This is a genomic window from Pseudoalteromonas ulvae UL12 (genome assembly GCF_014925405.1).
In the GTDB taxonomy this organism is placed as follows: domain Bacteria; phylum Pseudomonadota; class Gammaproteobacteria; order Enterobacterales; family Alteromonadaceae; genus Pseudoalteromonas; species Pseudoalteromonas ulvae.
The window spans coordinates 74,969-92,457 of record NZ_AQHJ01000035.1 but is presented as its reverse complement, the minus strand read 5'-3'; the positions used below and the strand labels follow the sequence as shown (position 1 = coordinate 92,457).

Genomic DNA, 17,489 nt, shown 5'->3' with positions numbered 1-17,489 from the left:
GGCTTGAATTTCTTGGCTTGAAAAAATACCGAAAAAGCGCAGTCTAACAGATTGCGCTATGTTGATGATAATACTGGCTTGATTGCTTATTCAACCCGCAAGGCCTGCAATGGATCTCGCGCCACAACTTTACGAACAGGTAAATAACATGCAAGCATTGCTATCACTAACAACACTGGTAACGTCAGTAACACACTCAGCCACGAGCCCGTAAATGACATATCCCATACCCGCATGCCAATTAAGTAACACAGCACTGCCGACACACAGCCCACAACCAAGCCCAACAACACAGGTCGCATACTTTGCTTTAATACCAAAGCAATCACTGTGTGCGTATGCGCCCCCAATGATAGATGAATACCCAGCTCATAACGGCGCATCTGGACACTGTAACTGAGTACTCCGTAAATCCCCGCCGCGGCTAAGCTGAGCGCCAGTAAAATAAGGCTCACAGTTAACCCTGCAACCAACTGCGTTTCTCTTAAGCGCAGGCTGATCAATTCATTTAAGCTATTATACTGCGCCACCGTTAATTGAGGGTCGACTGTTTTTAAGATCTCATTGAGCTGCGCTTTACTGAGTTGACTATTTAGTTTTAATTTAAAGCCCAGTCGTTCAGGCGTAAAAGGTAAGTAAAACCGCTCTTTAGCATAAGTGTCGCCTCTATCGGGTACATAAATATCCTTGACCACCCCCACCACAGTGAGCGGCGTATTCGGGCGGCTTTGCAGCACTTTTCCCACTGCTGGTTCACCTTTAAACACCCGTTTTGCGAGTGATTCGCTAATGATTATTTCGGCGCTGCCACCTTGCTCACCATTGAAATCAGTAAAACTACGACCGCTGACAAACTCGTGCTCGAGCAATGCAAAACTATTGCTATCAAAATAGCCAACACTGGCAATACCAAGCATAGTGTTCAGCTCATCATAGAGATAAATTTCCCAGCCCATGTGCAGTGGTGTAACGGCTGTTCTGGCTACATCGTTTATCTGTGGCAGCGGTTTAAGCGCCTCTTTTATTTGACTCGACAACAACAAATACTGCGCTGGCTCAAGCGTACCAGTATCTACCCGCAAGTAATGCACAGAGTCAGTATTAAACCCGACCGGTTTATTTAACCGCTCAAGTGCAGGGCTAAGCACCGATGTTGCGCCAATTAGTAACAATGTCGCAAGGCTGATTTGACTCGCTATCAGAATATTGCGCGTCAGCTGCGAAATTTGCGCTCCCGTGCCTTTACCACTGGTTTGTAACTGCATAATCAACTGATCATAATTGATTTTTCGGCTGCATATTCCGGCCATGACCGCAGCAATCAGTACACTAATCAACACACTGACACCGACGGTGACACGATCAAGCGTTAAGTTTTGTAAGCGAGCAAATAAATATTGTAAATCTTGCTCAAGCCACACCATGATCCAGCCAGCCATCAGTAATCCCAATCCACAAGCGCTTAAGCAAAGCAGTAGACTCTCTGCAAACAAATTCATAAAAATGTGCTTAGGATGGGCGCCAAGAGAGGCTTGAATGGCTAATTCACGATGTTTTTGCGCCGCACGGGATAAAAATAGATTGGTGATATTGGTAATTGCAATCAATAACAAAGTGCTTACCCCAGCTAAAAGCAGCAAAGCCATGTCCGTACTGTTACCAATAATTTTTTGCTTTAATGGCATAAAGCGTGCGCCAATGGCCGTATTGACCGCCACGCTTTCGCGCCCTTGATAAAGGGTATTGATTTGCTCGCCGAGCACCTGATTGACTTGCTCAAGCGTCACACCCGGCTTTAAACGGGCGATTCCATTGGTGCCTCCGGTAATATCGTCCCAATGTGATGTAAGTGAAATCTCCTCAGCAAAACTAAAAAAGGCATCAATTGCAAAACTGCCAAAGATTTCGGGCGACTCAAAATGGGCAGCCGTCACGCCAATTATTTGATAACGGTTTTGGCCAAATTGTGTGTACTGGCCAATCACTTGTTCATTGGCTGCAAAATGTTTTTGCCAGTAAGCAAAGCTCAAAATCATCACTCTTTGTTTATCGTTAATGCCTTCATCGTCATTAAAATACCGCCCTAAATGCATCGGCGTATTAAGTAATTTAAAATACTCTGGAGTCACGCGCATTCCATCAACAAACGGCTTGTCTTTTAAATCGTTTAAGCGATCGCCCGAAAGGCTCATAATCGCCATGGTGTCGATAAAGCGGGTGTCATTGTATAAATGAAATTGCGCCGACATAATCTGAAAACCATACTGCGTCTCGCCATTAATGGTTTCGCTTTGATCTGTGGTGATAAGCGTTTGAGCATTGGGATAAGGTAATGATTTTCCAAGTACTAAATAGTTAATATTGAGTACCACAGTCAACGCAGCAAGCGTGACCGCAAGCGTGGCGATCACCGTGATGCTAAAGCCGGGCAATGTCGATAAATTCACCCACGCGAGTTTCATGTCCTGTTTAAAAAAGTGTTTCAACCATTTCATACCGCAAGCTCCAAATTAAACTCATCCGCCATCACGCCGTCGAGTAAATAGAGCTTACGTTTGGCCATATCGGCATAACGCGGATCGTGAGTCACCATACAAATGGCGGTGCCTTGTTTATTTAGCTCGCCCAGCATCTGCATCACCGCATCGCCATTTTTCGAATCAAGGTTGCCGGTTGGCTCATCAACTAACAACACATCTGGGTCGTTCACTAACGCCCGAGCAATGGCAATGCGCTGTTGCTGCCCGCCTGATAACTGGTTTGGTTTGTGATTAGCTCGGTGGCTCATTTGCACTTTTTCAAGGCACGCGCTGACTTTTTGCGTTATTTGCGCATCAGACAAAGGCACCTGACGATAACGCAGTGGCAACGCAACGTTATCAAACACGCTCAGCTCATCGATTAAATTAAACGATTGAAATACAAAGCCAAGATGTTCATTTCTGACTGAAGCACGCTGATTAACACTGAGCAGGCTCACATCCCGTTCGCCGATGAAGTATTGACCTGACGTTGCGGTGTCGAGCAAGCCTAAAATAGCCAGCAAGGTTGACTTACCACAGCCTGAAGGCCCCGAAATTGAGACGTAATCACCCGAAAAAATTTCGAGGTCAACCCCTTGTAACGCATGGGTTTCCATTTCAGACGAGACAAATTTTTTGGTGATGTTGCTCAGTTTAATTTTGCTTACATGGCTCATAATGTGTCCTTAATTTTTATTGTATCCAGCGAGTTAAATAACATTCAGTGTTGTAAAAGCTTGCCAGCGGGACATATCCGATAGGATAAACTGCTCGGCAAGCTTGGCACCAGCAACAATTTCGATTTTGTCATTGGTTTGATGACCAAACTGTAATTGTTTGGCAGTGGCACGATCCCGTGCTTGGTTAAGTTGAAAGACAGTGGCGTCGCTAAAAGGGCTCGCGTTAATCGGTTTGTCGATATACAAGACATTGCGGCGGATCCCTGTGTTGATCACTCCCTCAATATTGAGTTCTGGTCGTGCATTGTTGGTGAGCGCTCCATTTAATACGACTTCCACTTGCACGCTGCCGTTATTGATCATCGGATCAATTCGGCTCACTTTGCCGGCAATAAACCCACTACGGGTATTGATTTGCACAGATTGCGACAGTGCAACTTGCTGCATGGTGGCTTGCGGCACACTGAGCAACGCGTATAAATCGGTCGTACTGCCAACGAGTGCTAATTGCTGGCCAAAACTCACGCTTTGACCAAGCTCGACAGCAAGTGATTGCACCACACCGGTGATCCCCGCGGTAACCGTTAATGTGTCGAACCTGTGTTTGGCATGTGCAAGTGCGGTGGTTTGCGCATCTATGTTTGATTGCGCAATGGCTAAATTAGCTAAGTGCAGTTGGCGCAATTGTGTAATGCGTTGCTGCTCAATGTCTAAGCGGCGAGTCAGTTGCCTCAACTCCAACACTGAGCGCTGATAATCAATATTAGAAACAATCCCTTTGGCAATCAGTTGGTTTTGTGCATTGACTTGTAATTGTGCACTTTCAAGAGCTGAGCGAAGAATTTCCAGTTCGGCTTGCTGCGCCAACAACTCTCGCTGTTGATTTATTTCGAGTTGGCGATATTGATTGGTGCGTTGTGTCAGCGCTTGCTCTGCTGCATACAAAGCTTGGCTCACTTGTGGATCAGACAAACGTAAAATAACACTATCAGGTTCAACGAGCGCTCCCGGTTTTAACAGCACTTCTTCTACGGTGGCATTACTGTGTGCGGTTAACAAACGCGGAGAGCGAGATTTCAACCGCCCATACCCTGATACCTGCAGCTGTAAATCCCCTTGCTGGACTTCGCCAGACCATAAATCATCTAAAGTAATTCGTTGTTGTGCTGAGGGCTGTAATATCAGCCACACGATAGCGATGATCAGCACAGTGACACTCCCTGCGATAAGAAAGTAAGAAGGACGCTTTTTAGTGTTTATTAAAATATCCATTGGGCATCTCTTTTTGTATTGACTCTATGTTATCAATCAAAGGTTATGCCAATAGTTAAACACCTGTTTTATATGGTTTTTAATTTATTTCAAACGCAATATTCCGAATTTAATTTATGATTTCGACAAAGCAATTATCGAAATCACAAAAAAAGCCAGTCATTAATCTGACTGGCTTGAGTGCTTTAGTAATGATTACAAGCATTAAACAAATCTAAACAAACTGATGTTGTTTAAATCGTATTTGGCTCACTAGCCCTAACGCGATAATAAATAACAAGATTAACCAGCCAGAAGGGGCTCCCTGCTCGTTTAACTCATCAGTATAAGTAAACTCAGGAAAGGCATCCACATCAGCATGCGTGACTGGCGTATCATTGAATAAATACGGGTAAATAAACTCCCTTATCTGCTGATGATAAGCGCTCACTTGGGTTAAATAATGCCAATAAGCTTGATTATCTGTACCGGCTTGTTGATTTAACTGGTTTTGAAAAAACAAAGTCGGTGACAAAAAGCTTAATTGCGTTAACCAACGTTGGCTTTGCTGTTGTTGCACTAAATGCGCTTGCCACTGATCTTGTACCGATAAATCACTCAATTGATGCATAGCGTAATACCACTTCCAATGAAAGCGCCCTTCATACTCAGTTTTATCTGCATATTCAGGGTACTGCTGAGTAAATTCGGCCAGTGCAGCTTGCTTATCTTGATCCCAACCATCGTTTAAAATTAAGCGTTGCGATGTCGCCGCTTTGAGTGGCGCAGTGTTATCAAACTGATTATTGAGCGTCAGATGAATAAAACCCGGAACCAACACAGCAAACAGCAACCAGGTGCTAATAAACGCTAAACTATTAAACAGTGACGACTGATTAAAACTCATGATCACTGTGGCAATTAAAAACCACAGCAAGGCATAGGCACAACTGAGGCCATATAAAGTAAAAAACAGCCCATCTAACGGTAAGCTTAACAACACCGCGCTGACTAAAAACAGCACACTTATCATCAAGACGATCAAGATGTAACGCCATAAAATCGCCCTAAAGATCAATTTTTTAGCGGTATGATTGGCAAAAGCACTGAGCATTCGCCAGCGTCCAGATTGACGCTCTTCACTGAGTAAATTCACACTGAGCACACCAATGAGCACTGGCAACATATAAGCCAGGACAAAGCCTAAATCAAAGCCGCCAGCACGATGTTTGGCTGGATTAATGGCCTCTTTATTGTGAATTTGCCCTTGTAGCGCCAGCGCATTGATTTTCATTGCCACTAAATTATTTTGGCTTTGACCATTAAATAATGCTGCCCAAGGCGACAACTGCCAAGCCGTTGGCGCATAAGCATAATAAGCCAGCGATCCCATTTCAGGAATGGACTCTTTGCTTTTGATGTATTCGCGCTCTTTTTCAAACACAATACTCGATTTCACCTGATCAATGCGTAACGATTTATAACTGTTTGCACCTAAATAAATGGCCAATAAACCACTGAGAATAAAAACCAATAAACTTATTTTGGTTGCAGCTCCCTGAAATAATCGTTTTAGTTCAAACTTAAGCATACACCACCGCCTTACGTTGTAATGGGCCACGAGCCAGCACAAAAATGAGCACAATCAGCGATAACAAAGGGGCTAACACAGCAAGCCATAATCCCTGTAAAGACCACCCTAACGTTGGGTTTGTGTATTCAAATGCTGAAAACTGCTGCCAAAAACTGGCCGATACCCGCTGATCACGATCATTATGAAAATGCACTTCTTCGGTATGTAACTTATTTAACTGCTGCGTGCGCTCGTACCGATGCTGCTCAGCTTGACGTTCGAAATCAAAAAAGTGTCGCTGATCGCTGGCGCTGACGGCCATTGAAAAATCGCGAATGGCTAAATACGGATTCAACCAATAAAACCGTGCTACAAACGCCTGTTGAGCGGCAAATTGGGCCAGTTGTGTGTCGGCATGACGCTGATAGATTTCAGCGGTGATCCGCTCCCCTTCTTGCATCACCAAACCACGGTAATTGATAGGTAAGTCTGCCACATCGCTCACACCATATTGTGCCAAAACCGATTGTTTGAACGAATTAAAATGCGGATCATCTGGGTTATGGCTATTGCCCACTTTGCGCACATCTAACTTAACCGCTAGCGCTAAGTCATTGGCATTTTTATGGGGATAGAGGTGCTCGGCAATATCGGCCACCGCCCGAGGGGTTAAAATGGTCAATACAAACCAAATGGTGATCAGCACATTTAAGCTTTGTTTTGGTGCACTGGTTAAACACGAGCAAACTAAAATTAACACCACCCAAAACAGGCAGTACAATGCATAACTCATAAACAATAAGGCTATACGAGTTAGCACATCGCTAGTAAAGGCGGTATCGCCAGCGAGTGCGACCAAAATGGTGGCAACAAACACCGGCACTAAAAACCCCATTGATAACAGCCAATACGCAAAGCCTTTGCCGATAAGAATATGCTTAAACTGCACGCCAATCGATATCAGCTGTTTGAGAGTACCAGCCTGACGCTCGCCACTAATGGAAGAAAACGCCATTACAATCAGCAACAAAGGCCAAACCAATAGCAATAAATTAGCCACGCTCAGTTCAGAAAACCGCAGCAGCGTACTACCGTGACTGTCACTGGCAAAATTAGCACTATTTTGTTTATGGGCTTCTAAAAACACACTGTGGCCAACCCAACTGTTCACGCCAACATCAAAGTAACTCAACGCACTGGGCGGGCGAAATGCAAAATGACCAAAATGCGCCACCCGATGCGGGTGACGATCGGGTTGGGCATTCCATTGTTCTTCGACCATCGCTTGCGAGGTATGCTGCAATTGCTGACTGTGTTGATACTGCTGCCAGCTCGTCCACAGCGCCACGGCGAGCAACAGTTGCATGAGCGCAAACAACAGCCAGAGGCTATTGTTTTTTAGCTTTAACCGCAGCTCATGCTGGCAGACATTAAAGCTCACTGAATTAATCATAACGAATCCCTTTTAAAAACGATAAGACACACTCAAGTTGACTGCTCGGCCACTGCTAGGTGAATGAATGGTTTCGCTGCCAACTAAATAAACATATTCGTGATAACTATCGAATACATTGTTAATGCGAAGGCCAGCATTACCCCAGCCCAAGTCATAATCGAACGCCAAATCAATAATGCTGTAATCTCCGTAACGCTTAGTCTGAAGCACATTACTGACATAATAATCACCTTGGAAATGCCCAAATACCGACACTTTAAGCACATCTATCGGCTGATAAATCACCCCCAACGTGGCAGTGTATTCAGGCACACCACGCAACCAATTGCCTTTACTGGCTACTTGCGACTCACCCGGCTCGACGAGCTTAGCCTCTTGACGAGTATATGCACCAAACCCTGACCATTGTTGATTAATGTAAGCGCTAAAACCCGCATCCCAGCCATCACGTTTTGTGCTGCCTAGGTTCTCAAAATCGCCAGAGCCATCGGTTTTTTGGGTTAGCTCATCTTTGGCCTCTTGTTGCCAAATAGACAAACGGGTGTCGAGCCAATCCAAAGGCTGCCATTTGATACCCGCTTCGTAGCCGTAATTTTTAGAAAAATCGTAGTCGTTGTTATTGTCACCTAAATACGCATCGCTGCCGGTGGGTGCCTGAAAGCTGACACCATAGTTGGCAAACACATTGAGTGTCTCTTGCAGCTCATACAGCACATTGAATTTAGGCTGAACGGTGAGTCCTGGATCGTTAATGCGCTTTTGTTGCCCAGATAATTGATTGGTAAAATCGCCATCAAAACCATCAACGCGCAACCCGCCGCTGATCAGTAATTTATCGCCGCGGTATTGTGCTTGGGTGAATCCACCGTAATTGTTGTAATCAAAATCCCAATAACGGCTTTGTTTTAATCGATTTTGGCCTTCGGTGACAAAGCGCTCGTTGCTATTGTCTTGTCCTTGATAATCAAGGCCAGCGGTCAATAACCAATCAGGGCTCAGCACATAACTCATAGTGGCTATCACACCAAACTGCTGATCTTTTTCAAGCCGCTCTTGTTGAGATGAGCCTGCGGTATAACGAACAAAACGATGACGATCGTATTGCTGCCAATAACTCTTAACACTCAGAGCCAACGCTTGGTTCACACTGCGATCGAGGTGCACACTGACATGACGGGTTTGTTTATCGCCGGAGTCATCTTGAGCATAACTGGCCGATTGACGCGGATTGCGCTGAGCTTCTTGCTCAGTTAAATAACCCGGCGCATCGGCTTCATAGTCAAAGTAACGCGCAATCACACCAATGTCTGTCTGAGTACTGGGTTGATAAAACCATTTACCCGAAAAAGTATGCTTGTCTAAATCACCATGATCACGATAGCCACTGGTGGTGCGCGCACCGACAAAATAGTGCTGTGAAAAGTTATCATCCACATCACCAAAATAACCTTGCGCTTCAACCGTATCAAAACTGCCAAACAACACTTCCACTTCTTTTGCCTCATCACGACGGCTATGCATATTGATATTGCCCGCTAAGTTGTGCAGGCCATAACGTGCATCGTGGTTGCCTTTCACGACTTCAACCCAATCTAGTTCCATTGGAAACAACGCATCCATTTCACTCAAACCAACATGCAAATTACTCGGCACGCCATCAATAAGTAATTTGGTATGAGGCATTGACCCCTCAGCATTAAAACCACGAATGGCTATATCGGTCGAAATAATGCCTTGGTTAAAGCGCGAAAAGTACACTCCGGGGATTTTTTTTAGCAAATCCATGGTGACATCAACATGCTCGTTTTTAATTTGATCACGGCCTAAAATATCGACAGAGCCGACAAGCTGGGCTTCTGCGGCGCTATTTTTAGCTGCCGTTACTTCAATCACATCACCAATAAATAAAGTGGAATCTTGACTTTGTTGTTCATCTGCAACAACGACAGAACTCATGACACACGCACTTAATACGGCCAGACGAAGGGGATTGAGCGAAAACATAAACATACTACTGATAATTTCCTAAATTAAACGAGTTGCGGAGCAAGTGATACTGAGTCTGCTGTTGCAGTGACGTGATCATTGATGTGTTGGTGATAATGGGCTTCGAGGTTCTCAAGGCTGAGATTTTGGTTCACAAGCAGCGCTTTGAGCTGGCCTTGTTTCATAATGCCAATCTGATCTGATAAGCAATGGGCGCAATAAAGATCATGAGTCACCATTAAAATGGCGGCTCCGCGGGCGGCTAATGTTTCGATAATACGAATAAATTCAAGTGTCGCACTAGGATCAAGCCCAGAAGTCGGTTCATCGAGCAGCAGGACTTTTGCACCACGGACAATAGCAAAGGCAATACCGACCTTTTGGCGCATGCCTTTTGAATAACTGCTTAATGGTTCAAGCCACGCGCTTTGCTGTAAACCCGTTTCATTGAGGGCGTCGCGAATTGTTTGCTCTGTAACGGCATCGCCACTGAGCTTGGCTAAATAACTCAGGTTTTCTAGCGCATTAAACTCTTCATATAAATTGACTTGCTCTGGTAGATAAAACAGCGCTTGTTTACTTCGCTCAGGCTCCTCTTGTACATTCAGCCCATCAATAATGATCTCGCCGCTATCTGGTTCGATAAAATTAAGCAGTAAATTTAAGGTGGTACTTTTACCCGCCCCATTAGCACCAAGTAAACACGTCACCTGACCACTTGGCACTGTTAAGCTCAATGCATCTAGCGCTTTATGAGCACCAAACGATTTGCTTACGTTATTCATTTCAATCATAAAAACACACCTCCATTTTATTCCTCAATGACAATATCAATACAATATAACATAACTTAATGTGATACTATAACAATTAAGGAGTTTTGTGGAAGTCGCGTGAAAAAACACCTCGCAGCGGTTCATCTGAGCGATACCCTGCTGCAAACACATACGCCACATAAAATAAATGGACGTTTATTAGGCTAAAATCGCACTAACCTGCATCAATGTTCTTAAGTGTGAGTTCGTTAATTATGTATATCTAAGCCTGCGCTATTTTTTAAGGGGAAGCTTTTAAGCGCGTTAAAGTTAAGACATTGACCAATGATCTGAGCATAGCCTTCCACTCATACGCAATAAAGAGTAAACAAGGCAATAAAATCAATGATATAAACATCGAAAACAATATCGCAAAACTAAGGGAAACCGCCATCGGGATGACAAACTGCGCTTGCAAACTGCTTTCAAACATCAAAGGTAATAAACCGATAAAAGTGGTCAGAGAAGTGATTAAAATGGCCTTAAATCGCGCTGTCGTTCCTTGGTAAATTGCTTCATTTAGCGGCATAACATCACGTAACTGATTGACACGACTGATTAATACCAATGCATCGTTAATCACTACACCTGCGGCGGCAATCATGCCAAAAATCGACATCATGCTTAATGGATAACCTAACAATAAATGGCCATACACAGCCCCCGCTGTCGCAAACGGGATGACAAGAATGACCAGTACCGGTTGGCGGTAACTTTTAAGCGCAATGGCGAGTAAAGTATACACAGTTAATAACGCGATAATTGCAAATACAGTGACTTGGCTTTGCTCTTGTTGTTGCTCTTTTAAGTGCGCACCTAAATCAAACGCCACATCTGGATAGCGCGCCTTAATGGTGGGTAATATTTGTGTATCAATCGCGGCACGAATGGCCATCGCTTGCGCTTTTTGACTGGGCACAATAAACGCCGCAACAGTAAAAGTGCGCTTGCCTTGTTCGGTATGGATTTCATGGCTGCTGTTAGTCGTAGTGAGCGTTGCGATATCTGAAAACAACACTTGAGAATGTTGATTAATACGAATCGGCAACGCATCCAATGATGAGAGAGATTGACGCTCATTCATTGGCGCGCGAACCATAAATCGTACCGTTTGTTGCTGCGTGACCACTCTTTGCACTTCTATTCCATAAAAATAAGCAAAGACCTGCTTTGCAACGTCACTGGAACTCAACCCGAGATGAATGCCTTTGGGTGTGAGTTCGATTTGCCATTCTTGTTGATTGGTATTGAGGTTGGATATAAGTTGCGCAATGGCTTCATGCTCGGCCAATACGGAACTCAAGTCATGAGTAGCGGCCGTTAATGAGTTTAAATTATCGCTGTATAACTGATAACTCAGTTCAGGTTTTTGATTAATATCAATCACATCAGATTCAATGGTGATGGCTTTCACTCCAAGGAGCGTCGGCATAGCGGCCTGCCAACGCCGGGCCAATTCAAATGCATCAAATGGCCGACTTTGTTCATCAACCAGCGGCGCCAGCACCTCCCCTTCAGTGTCATTGTCGAGCCAAATATAGGTGTCTTTTACCAGCTTTTTACCGGTGCTTTGCTGGGTTTGTTGCTCAACGTGCAGCACCATTTGTTCAATCTGTTTCACCGCCTGTATCGTTTGTTGATGAGAGGCATTGTTATCCATTTGAATATGAATTGATGGGAAGTCATGGGGCACTTTGGGCACCGCAGTAAAACCAATGACACCCGTTTTAACCAATAAAACTGCCCCAACTAAAAAGCCAATAAACAGCATTAAAACTGGATACCTAAAATGTATAACCTGTTTGAGCTGGGGTAAAAAGCGCTCAGCTAACCAACAAGCAAAGGCAGCGTCAAATCGTGTCCGCCAGTGAGTTGAAGGCAGAGGTTTGATTGGGCTATGAGCAAGATGGGCGGGTAAAATCATTTTAGATTCAAGTAAACTAAACAACAAACACAGCAGTGCAACGCCCGCAATCGCCATAAACTGCCCGGAATTTGGGCCAGTACTAAACATAAATGGCATAAACACAGCCATAGTCGTCAGCACGCCAAATGTGGCTGGAGCCACCACTTTACTAGCCCCTATGATGATATTTTCAACGTTATGGCCTTTGTTTGCAGCTTCATTGGCGGCACTTTCACTGATCACTATTGCATCATCAACAACGATGCCTAACACCATAATAAAGGCAAACAGTGAGACCACATTGAGTGTGACCCCAATAAAGGGCATTAACCAAATCGCTCCTAAAAAGCTCACTGGCAAACCCAGCATAACCCACATCGCTAAACGTACTCGTAAAAACACACTTAATACGATAAAGACCAGCAAAGCACCTTGGGCTAAATTGCTGAGCATCATATTCAGTCGCCCTTCTAAATAATACGTGGTATCGACTAATTGATAGAGCGAATACCCGGCAGGCAACAGAGGCGTTTTATAGTCTAAATAAGCTTTCACACTTTGCGCTACAGCGGTAATAGATTGCGACTCATCGGCTAAAATACGCATATAAAATGCATTTTTTCCGTTTAGCTGTGCGAGATGTAGCTGCTCTGTAAGCGCTTGTTTGACATTGGCAATACTACCCAGAGTCAGTAATTCACCTTGCTCTGTGGTCAATAAAGGCAAAGAGTTTAAGCTGGCAATGGTGTCTTTTCGAGCCGGTACTTGCAGATTAATTCTGCCATTGTCGGTGGCGATTTGACCGGCACTGATATTTTGCGATTGCTGACGAATGAGTGTTGCGATATCTTCGAGTGACACACCATAACGTTGCAATGCATGACGCGATACTTCGATAGAAAACTCAACATCGGGCAAGTTTGTCGCCTGTACATGACTGATCACATCTCGCGCTAATAACTCGCTTTTAATGTGTTCGCCAAACCGTTTTAACGCAAGCTTATCATCAGGCCCAGTGAGGACTAAACTCACTGCATTTTGTAACTGAGGTTTGTTTTGTAAAATAATCGGCTCCATGGCGTTGGGTAAATCAGCGATGGCATCGAGTTTATATTTGATTTCATTAAGTTTTTCCTCGCTCGATTCATCTGCATTTAACGCAATTATTATCCTGGCACTATGTTGTTTGACCACGCTTTCTATGCGTTTAATACCCGTTTGACTATTCAATGCAAATTCAATTTTTTTAACGACTTGCTCTTCGAGTTCTTTGGCTGATGCACCAAAGTACTTAACCTGAATGTGGATCTCAGGGCTTTTAGCAATTGGGAACATTTGCCGTTGAATACTATTAAAGCTCAACAACCCCATCACAATAATAAAAATCATCAATAAGTTAGCAATTAAAGGACGGTGGCAAAAAAATGTAATGACACTGTTTTGATAAGGGCGTTTTTGCTCAGGCACTGTCTTCATAATGAATGGCCTTCAAAAGGCGAGAGTGCAAGTGACGACTGAACCACATTGACCGCCATGTTTTCTCTCACTATTTCTGGGCGTTTATCGACTAATAAAATTGGATGGTGGCTCGGCAACTCAATAATGACCTCATGCTTTTGGTTGCCCACAATCTCAACCGGCATCGAGCGCAAGGTATTTTGCTCCGATAAGGTCCAAATACGCCCCTCTGTCACCATGTGGTGTGCAATTAAAGCTGCGTTTTTAAAGTTCTTTGTCGGCACGGATACGTGTACAAACTCACCAAATTCAATGCGTTTTCCTTGCTTGCGTAATCCATATGGATCCGTAATTTCTACAATAAACGTGGCATTGCGCGTCGCGGTTGAACGTGTCCCAATACTGCGTGTTAAGCGCCCAGTATGCACAACCTGATGATGATCAATGATGACATTACTGATTGGTAACTCTGGCAACAAAGATAATTGATGATCAGCAATGGCAACGTGCACATCAGCTTTAGCAACGTTAGCTAAACGGCCAAGAGTTTGCCCTTGATGAATCACTTGCCCAAGACCTACTTTACGCTGCTGAATCAGTGCATCATATGGAGCGCGATATTGGCTTCGAGCAAGATTTTCTTGGGCAATGCGCAGTTGTGTCTGTGCGGCTAATAACGAGGCGTTCGCGCTATTCACTTGTGGCTCTCGCTTAGCAAGTGGATTGCTTGAGGGTGTATTAGCCAAAGCGAGTGTTGCTTTGGCGACACTTGCTTTGGCTTTTTCTTCTTCTAATTCGGCGTTTGCTTTGGCCACTTTCGCCTTAGCAAGGGTCACTGCGGCCGTTAAATCAAATGGGTCCAATGTGATCAGCACTGTGCCTTTTTGCACTATGCCGCCTTCAACAAAGCTAGGATGTAAATAGGCCACTTTACCCGCCACTTGAAAGGCGATATCGGTGTTTTCAATTGGCTTTACAATGCCCGATAATTCCAGCTGCGTATTCATGGCTGTTGGCGTCACCGATGTCACGCTAATCAGAGGTAAAGGCTTGATTAAATCACTACTTTTCCCATGTTTCTCCTTGGCGGAAGGGACGATAAAATAGCCCGCCAATACCATTAAACCAACTATTGCGAGGGTTAAAAACCATCGCCCTTTGATGCCATCAAACCTGTCGAGCATACATATTACTTCCTGTTAACATTACAAAGTACCCAAATAAAAAACAAAACACTTGCACCGCCTAATTTCGTTATGTTATAACATTTTCAAAATGTAAAGTGTAACAATTTTTCCTAAATTAGGTATATATGATTCCTGTATTCTCTCCCACTCAATATGCCTCACAAATTTGTGATGTATTTCAGTCAATTAAAAACATCAGCCATGATTCTTTTACCGCTCCAAACATGGCGCTGTACACCCGTTTTATGGACTTATTATCGAACCAACAAGATGAAACATTTGCCAACCAAGTGTTGGCTGAGCCTTGTCTAAGTAACATTAAACGTGACATCACCTCACTCTTTGCATCGGTGTCGGGGCGTTATGAGCATTATTGGGCACAAACGTTACTGCAATCTGCCGATCCTCTAGCAACGTTAACCTCCGATTATCCGTGGTTTAACCATTACCAGCGAGCAGTGGGGTTAGAATCAAATGCGATTTATGCGCTATCAGGTAAACAAAATTTAACTGTTTTAATGGCGGGCAGTGGGCCGTTGCCTATCACCTCTTTGCTGCTTGGCTTGCAAGGCATGACGGTCAGCAATCTCGATATCGATTCCGATGCATTGTCTGTGGGGCAGCAAGTGCAACAGCAGGTTTATCCTTCGCAAAAGCAGTCATTTAAGTGTGCTGATATTTGTCAGTTTGAAGACTTTGATCAGTTTGATGTGGTGTGGCTGGCTGCATTAGCAGGATCAAGTGATGTGAAAAAACAGATACTCGGGCATTTATTTACCCATATGCGTCCTGGCAGCTTTGTTGTCGTCAGAACCGCATTTAATTTACGTCAGTTACTTTACCCAAGCATTACATTTAGCGATCTAACCCCCTTTATTCCTAAGTTAAAGATTCAAACCTATAGCGATAACTTCCATTCTATTTTGATTGCGCAAAAGCCGCTTGCAGAGCAATGATGAAAATGTTCGCACCATTTCGAGGCTTAACCTTTGAGTACAAATTGATGCTGTTTGCTGCCTTTGTATTTAACTTAGGTTTTTACATGCTCATCCCGCTGCTCAGTCATTATTTAGCTCAACACTTAGCGCTCAGCGCCACACTAATAGGTGTTGTCATGGGAGTGCGATCGTTTTGCCAACAAGGCTTGTTTTTAGCCGGAGGCGTGCTCGCTGATAAATTCGGCGTTAAACCATTAATCATTGCAGGCTGCCTGTTACGTGCAGTGGGCTTTTTATTGTTTTTATGGGCTGAGCAGGTTGAGGTGTTATTTTTAGCAGCCTTTTTAACTGGCTTTGCAGGAGCACTGTTTACACCCGCCGCGCAAGCTTATTTTTCCAATGCCAGCGGCATCAGTAAAGCCCAGATGTTTGCACTAGTCGGCATGGCAAGAAATGCCGGTGAGCTACTTGGCCCTGTGTGTGGCTTGGCACTGATTTCAATGAGCTTTGCATTGCTGTGCAGTGTTGCTGCATTACCTTTTTTCTGTTTTGCCGTTGTGTTTATGTTTGGTTTACACGCTCCCAAAAAAGCCCCCAAAAGCAGTGAGCTTTCAACCCACAATTTAATTCAAACCGTTTTAAGCAATCGACCCTTTTTACAGCTTTGCGCCGTGATGATGGGCTACTTTATGCTGATAAACCAAATATCGTTTGCTATGCCTATTTTTTTGGGGCAGTTCGCCATGCCGCTGCACAGCATTACGTGGTTACTGTGTGCGTGCGCACTGATTTCAATCATTGTACAGCTGCCCATTACGGCGCTTAGTGAACGCATTAATAACGATCCGATGTTTATTTGTACAGGCCTTGCGTTAATGGGCATTGGCTTTTTAGTGATGTTATTTGAAGCGCAGAATCAGTGGCAGCTACTAATTCAATTGGGGCTACTAGCGTTATTTTTTAGTGTCGCTACGGCGATGAGTTTGCCACTTATTATGAAATACATTGCCAACTCGGCCCCATCAGGAACAGTCTCAACCCACTATGGTTTTTTCTATTTGTTTGCTGGTGTTGGATTAATCATTGGCAGTGTTTTAGCTGGTTATACCTTAGATTTAGAGCAAACAATTCCGGGCTTAACTTGGTATTTATTTGCGGCGATAGGCTCAACCAGCGCGCTGGCATTTTTATATTTAACAATGAGCACAGAAAAGACTCCCTCCCCTCAACATTTAAAAGGATAACGGATGCAACAATTAAATACACAGCAGCAACAGGCACTGATGTCTGATTATTTACAAACAGGCTGGAAACAAGAAGTCATGGAGTTTTCATCAGTCCAACTCGAATCGGGCTATATAAAAGGTCTAATCGATGTAAAACATTTTCAAATGCCTGGCGATGGAGAGTTCCACTTTAGCGCACAAAGCGCGATGATTTGGATTTCACAACTAGGGATCATTTACGGCTGTTGGGATAATCAATTGGCGACAAAAGCGGGTGAAGTCTATTTAAGAGATATTGATCTTAAGTTTAAACGCACCATCAATAAAACCGAGCAAGTCAGTTTTGAAGGCTACTTTCCTAAACAGTGTAAAAAGAAATTATCAGACGATTTAGTCTATTACAAAAATGCCAAAATAATCGTTGAATCCGGTGCTTTTATTGGCCGCGCGAGTTTTATGGTGCCGTTGAAATGAGCAACCAACTCACTATT

The 17,489-nt window shown here is 44.0% G+C and carries 12 protein-coding genes; 3 read left to right on the top strand and 9 right to left on the bottom strand.

What is annotated here, in order from left to right; translation table 11 throughout:
- Positions 1–86: 86 nt before the first annotated feature.
- The 9 genes from PULV_RS18505 to PULV_RS18465 form a co-directional block, all read right to left on the bottom strand.
- Positions 87–2,495 carry an ABC transporter permease gene (locus tag PULV_RS18505; protein ID WP_193332704.1) on the bottom strand — a complete coding sequence of 803 codons (2,409 nt, stop codon included), beginning with the start codon at positions 2,493–2,495 and terminating at the stop codon, positions 87–89.
- Complete coding sequence (locus PULV_RS18500) at positions 2,492–3,199, bottom strand: ABC transporter ATP-binding protein (RefSeq protein WP_193332703.1); 708 nt, start codon at positions 3,197–3,199, stop codon at positions 2,492–2,494. Before PULV_RS18500 ends, PULV_RS18505 begins: the two co-directional genes overlap by 4 nt.
- Positions 3,200–3,232: 33 nt before the next feature.
- The gene (locus tag PULV_RS18495) at positions 3,233–4,474 is read right to left on the bottom strand and encodes an HlyD family secretion protein (protein ID WP_193332702.1); all 1,242 of its coding nucleotides are present in this window, start codon (positions 4,472–4,474) and stop codon (positions 3,233–3,235) included.
- Between the two features lie 214 nt (positions 4,475–4,688).
- Positions 4,689–6,044, bottom strand: a complete 1,356-nt coding sequence (locus PULV_RS18490) for a DUF3526 domain-containing protein (RefSeq protein ID WP_193332701.1) — start codon at positions 6,042–6,044, stop codon at positions 4,689–4,691.
- Positions 6,037–7,479 carry an ABC transporter permease gene (locus PULV_RS18485; protein WP_086743307.1) on the bottom strand — a complete coding sequence of 481 codons (1,443 nt, stop codon included), beginning with the start codon at positions 7,477–7,479 and terminating at the stop codon, positions 6,037–6,039. The genes PULV_RS18490 and PULV_RS18485 overlap by 8 nt, the downstream gene beginning before the upstream one ends.
- A 12-nt stretch (positions 7,480–7,491) precedes the next feature.
- Positions 7,492–9,492 (bottom strand): TonB-dependent receptor, encoded by a 2,001-nt coding sequence (locus PULV_RS18480; protein ID WP_193332700.1) that lies wholly within the window; start codon positions 9,490–9,492, stop codon positions 7,492–7,494.
- A gap of 20 nt (positions 9,493–9,512) precedes the next feature.
- Positions 9,513–10,262 (bottom strand): ABC transporter ATP-binding protein, encoded by a 750-nt coding sequence (locus PULV_RS18475; protein WP_193332699.1) that lies wholly within the window; start codon positions 10,260–10,262, stop codon positions 9,513–9,515.
- A gap of 262 nt (positions 10,263–10,524) precedes the next feature.
- Positions 10,525–13,665: an efflux RND transporter permease subunit gene (locus tag PULV_RS18470; RefSeq protein WP_193332698.1), complete on the bottom strand. Its 3,141-nt coding sequence runs from the start codon at positions 13,663–13,665 to the stop codon at positions 10,525–10,527.
- Entirely contained in the window at positions 13,662–14,831 is a 1,170-nt protein-coding gene (locus PULV_RS18465; protein ID WP_193332697.1) for an efflux RND transporter periplasmic adaptor subunit, read from the bottom strand. The genes PULV_RS18470 and PULV_RS18465 overlap by 4 nt, the downstream gene beginning before the upstream one ends.
- A 128-nt stretch (positions 14,832–14,959) precedes the next feature.
- Here PULV_RS18465 and PULV_RS18460 point away from each other — a divergent pair, with 128 nt between their 5' ends.
- Genes PULV_RS18460 through PULV_RS18450 form a run of 3 tightly spaced genes read left to right on the top strand, consistent with a single transcriptional unit; the run spans position 14,960 to position 17,472 of the window.
- Positions 14,960–15,790 (top strand): nicotianamine synthase family protein, encoded by an 831-nt coding sequence (locus PULV_RS18460; protein WP_086743311.1) that lies wholly within the window; start codon positions 14,960–14,962, stop codon positions 15,788–15,790.
- On the top strand, positions 15,787–17,016 hold the full coding sequence (locus tag PULV_RS18455; RefSeq protein ID WP_193332696.1) for an MFS transporter: 1,230 nt from the start codon (positions 15,787–15,789) through the stop codon (positions 17,014–17,016). The genes PULV_RS18460 and PULV_RS18455 overlap by 4 nt, the downstream gene beginning before the upstream one ends.
- Before the next feature lie 3 nt (positions 17,017–17,019).
- Positions 17,020–17,472, top strand: coding sequence for a hypothetical protein (locus PULV_RS18450; RefSeq protein WP_193332695.1), 453 nt, complete (start codon positions 17,020–17,022; stop codon positions 17,470–17,472).
- Positions 17,473–17,489 lie beyond the last annotated feature (17 nt).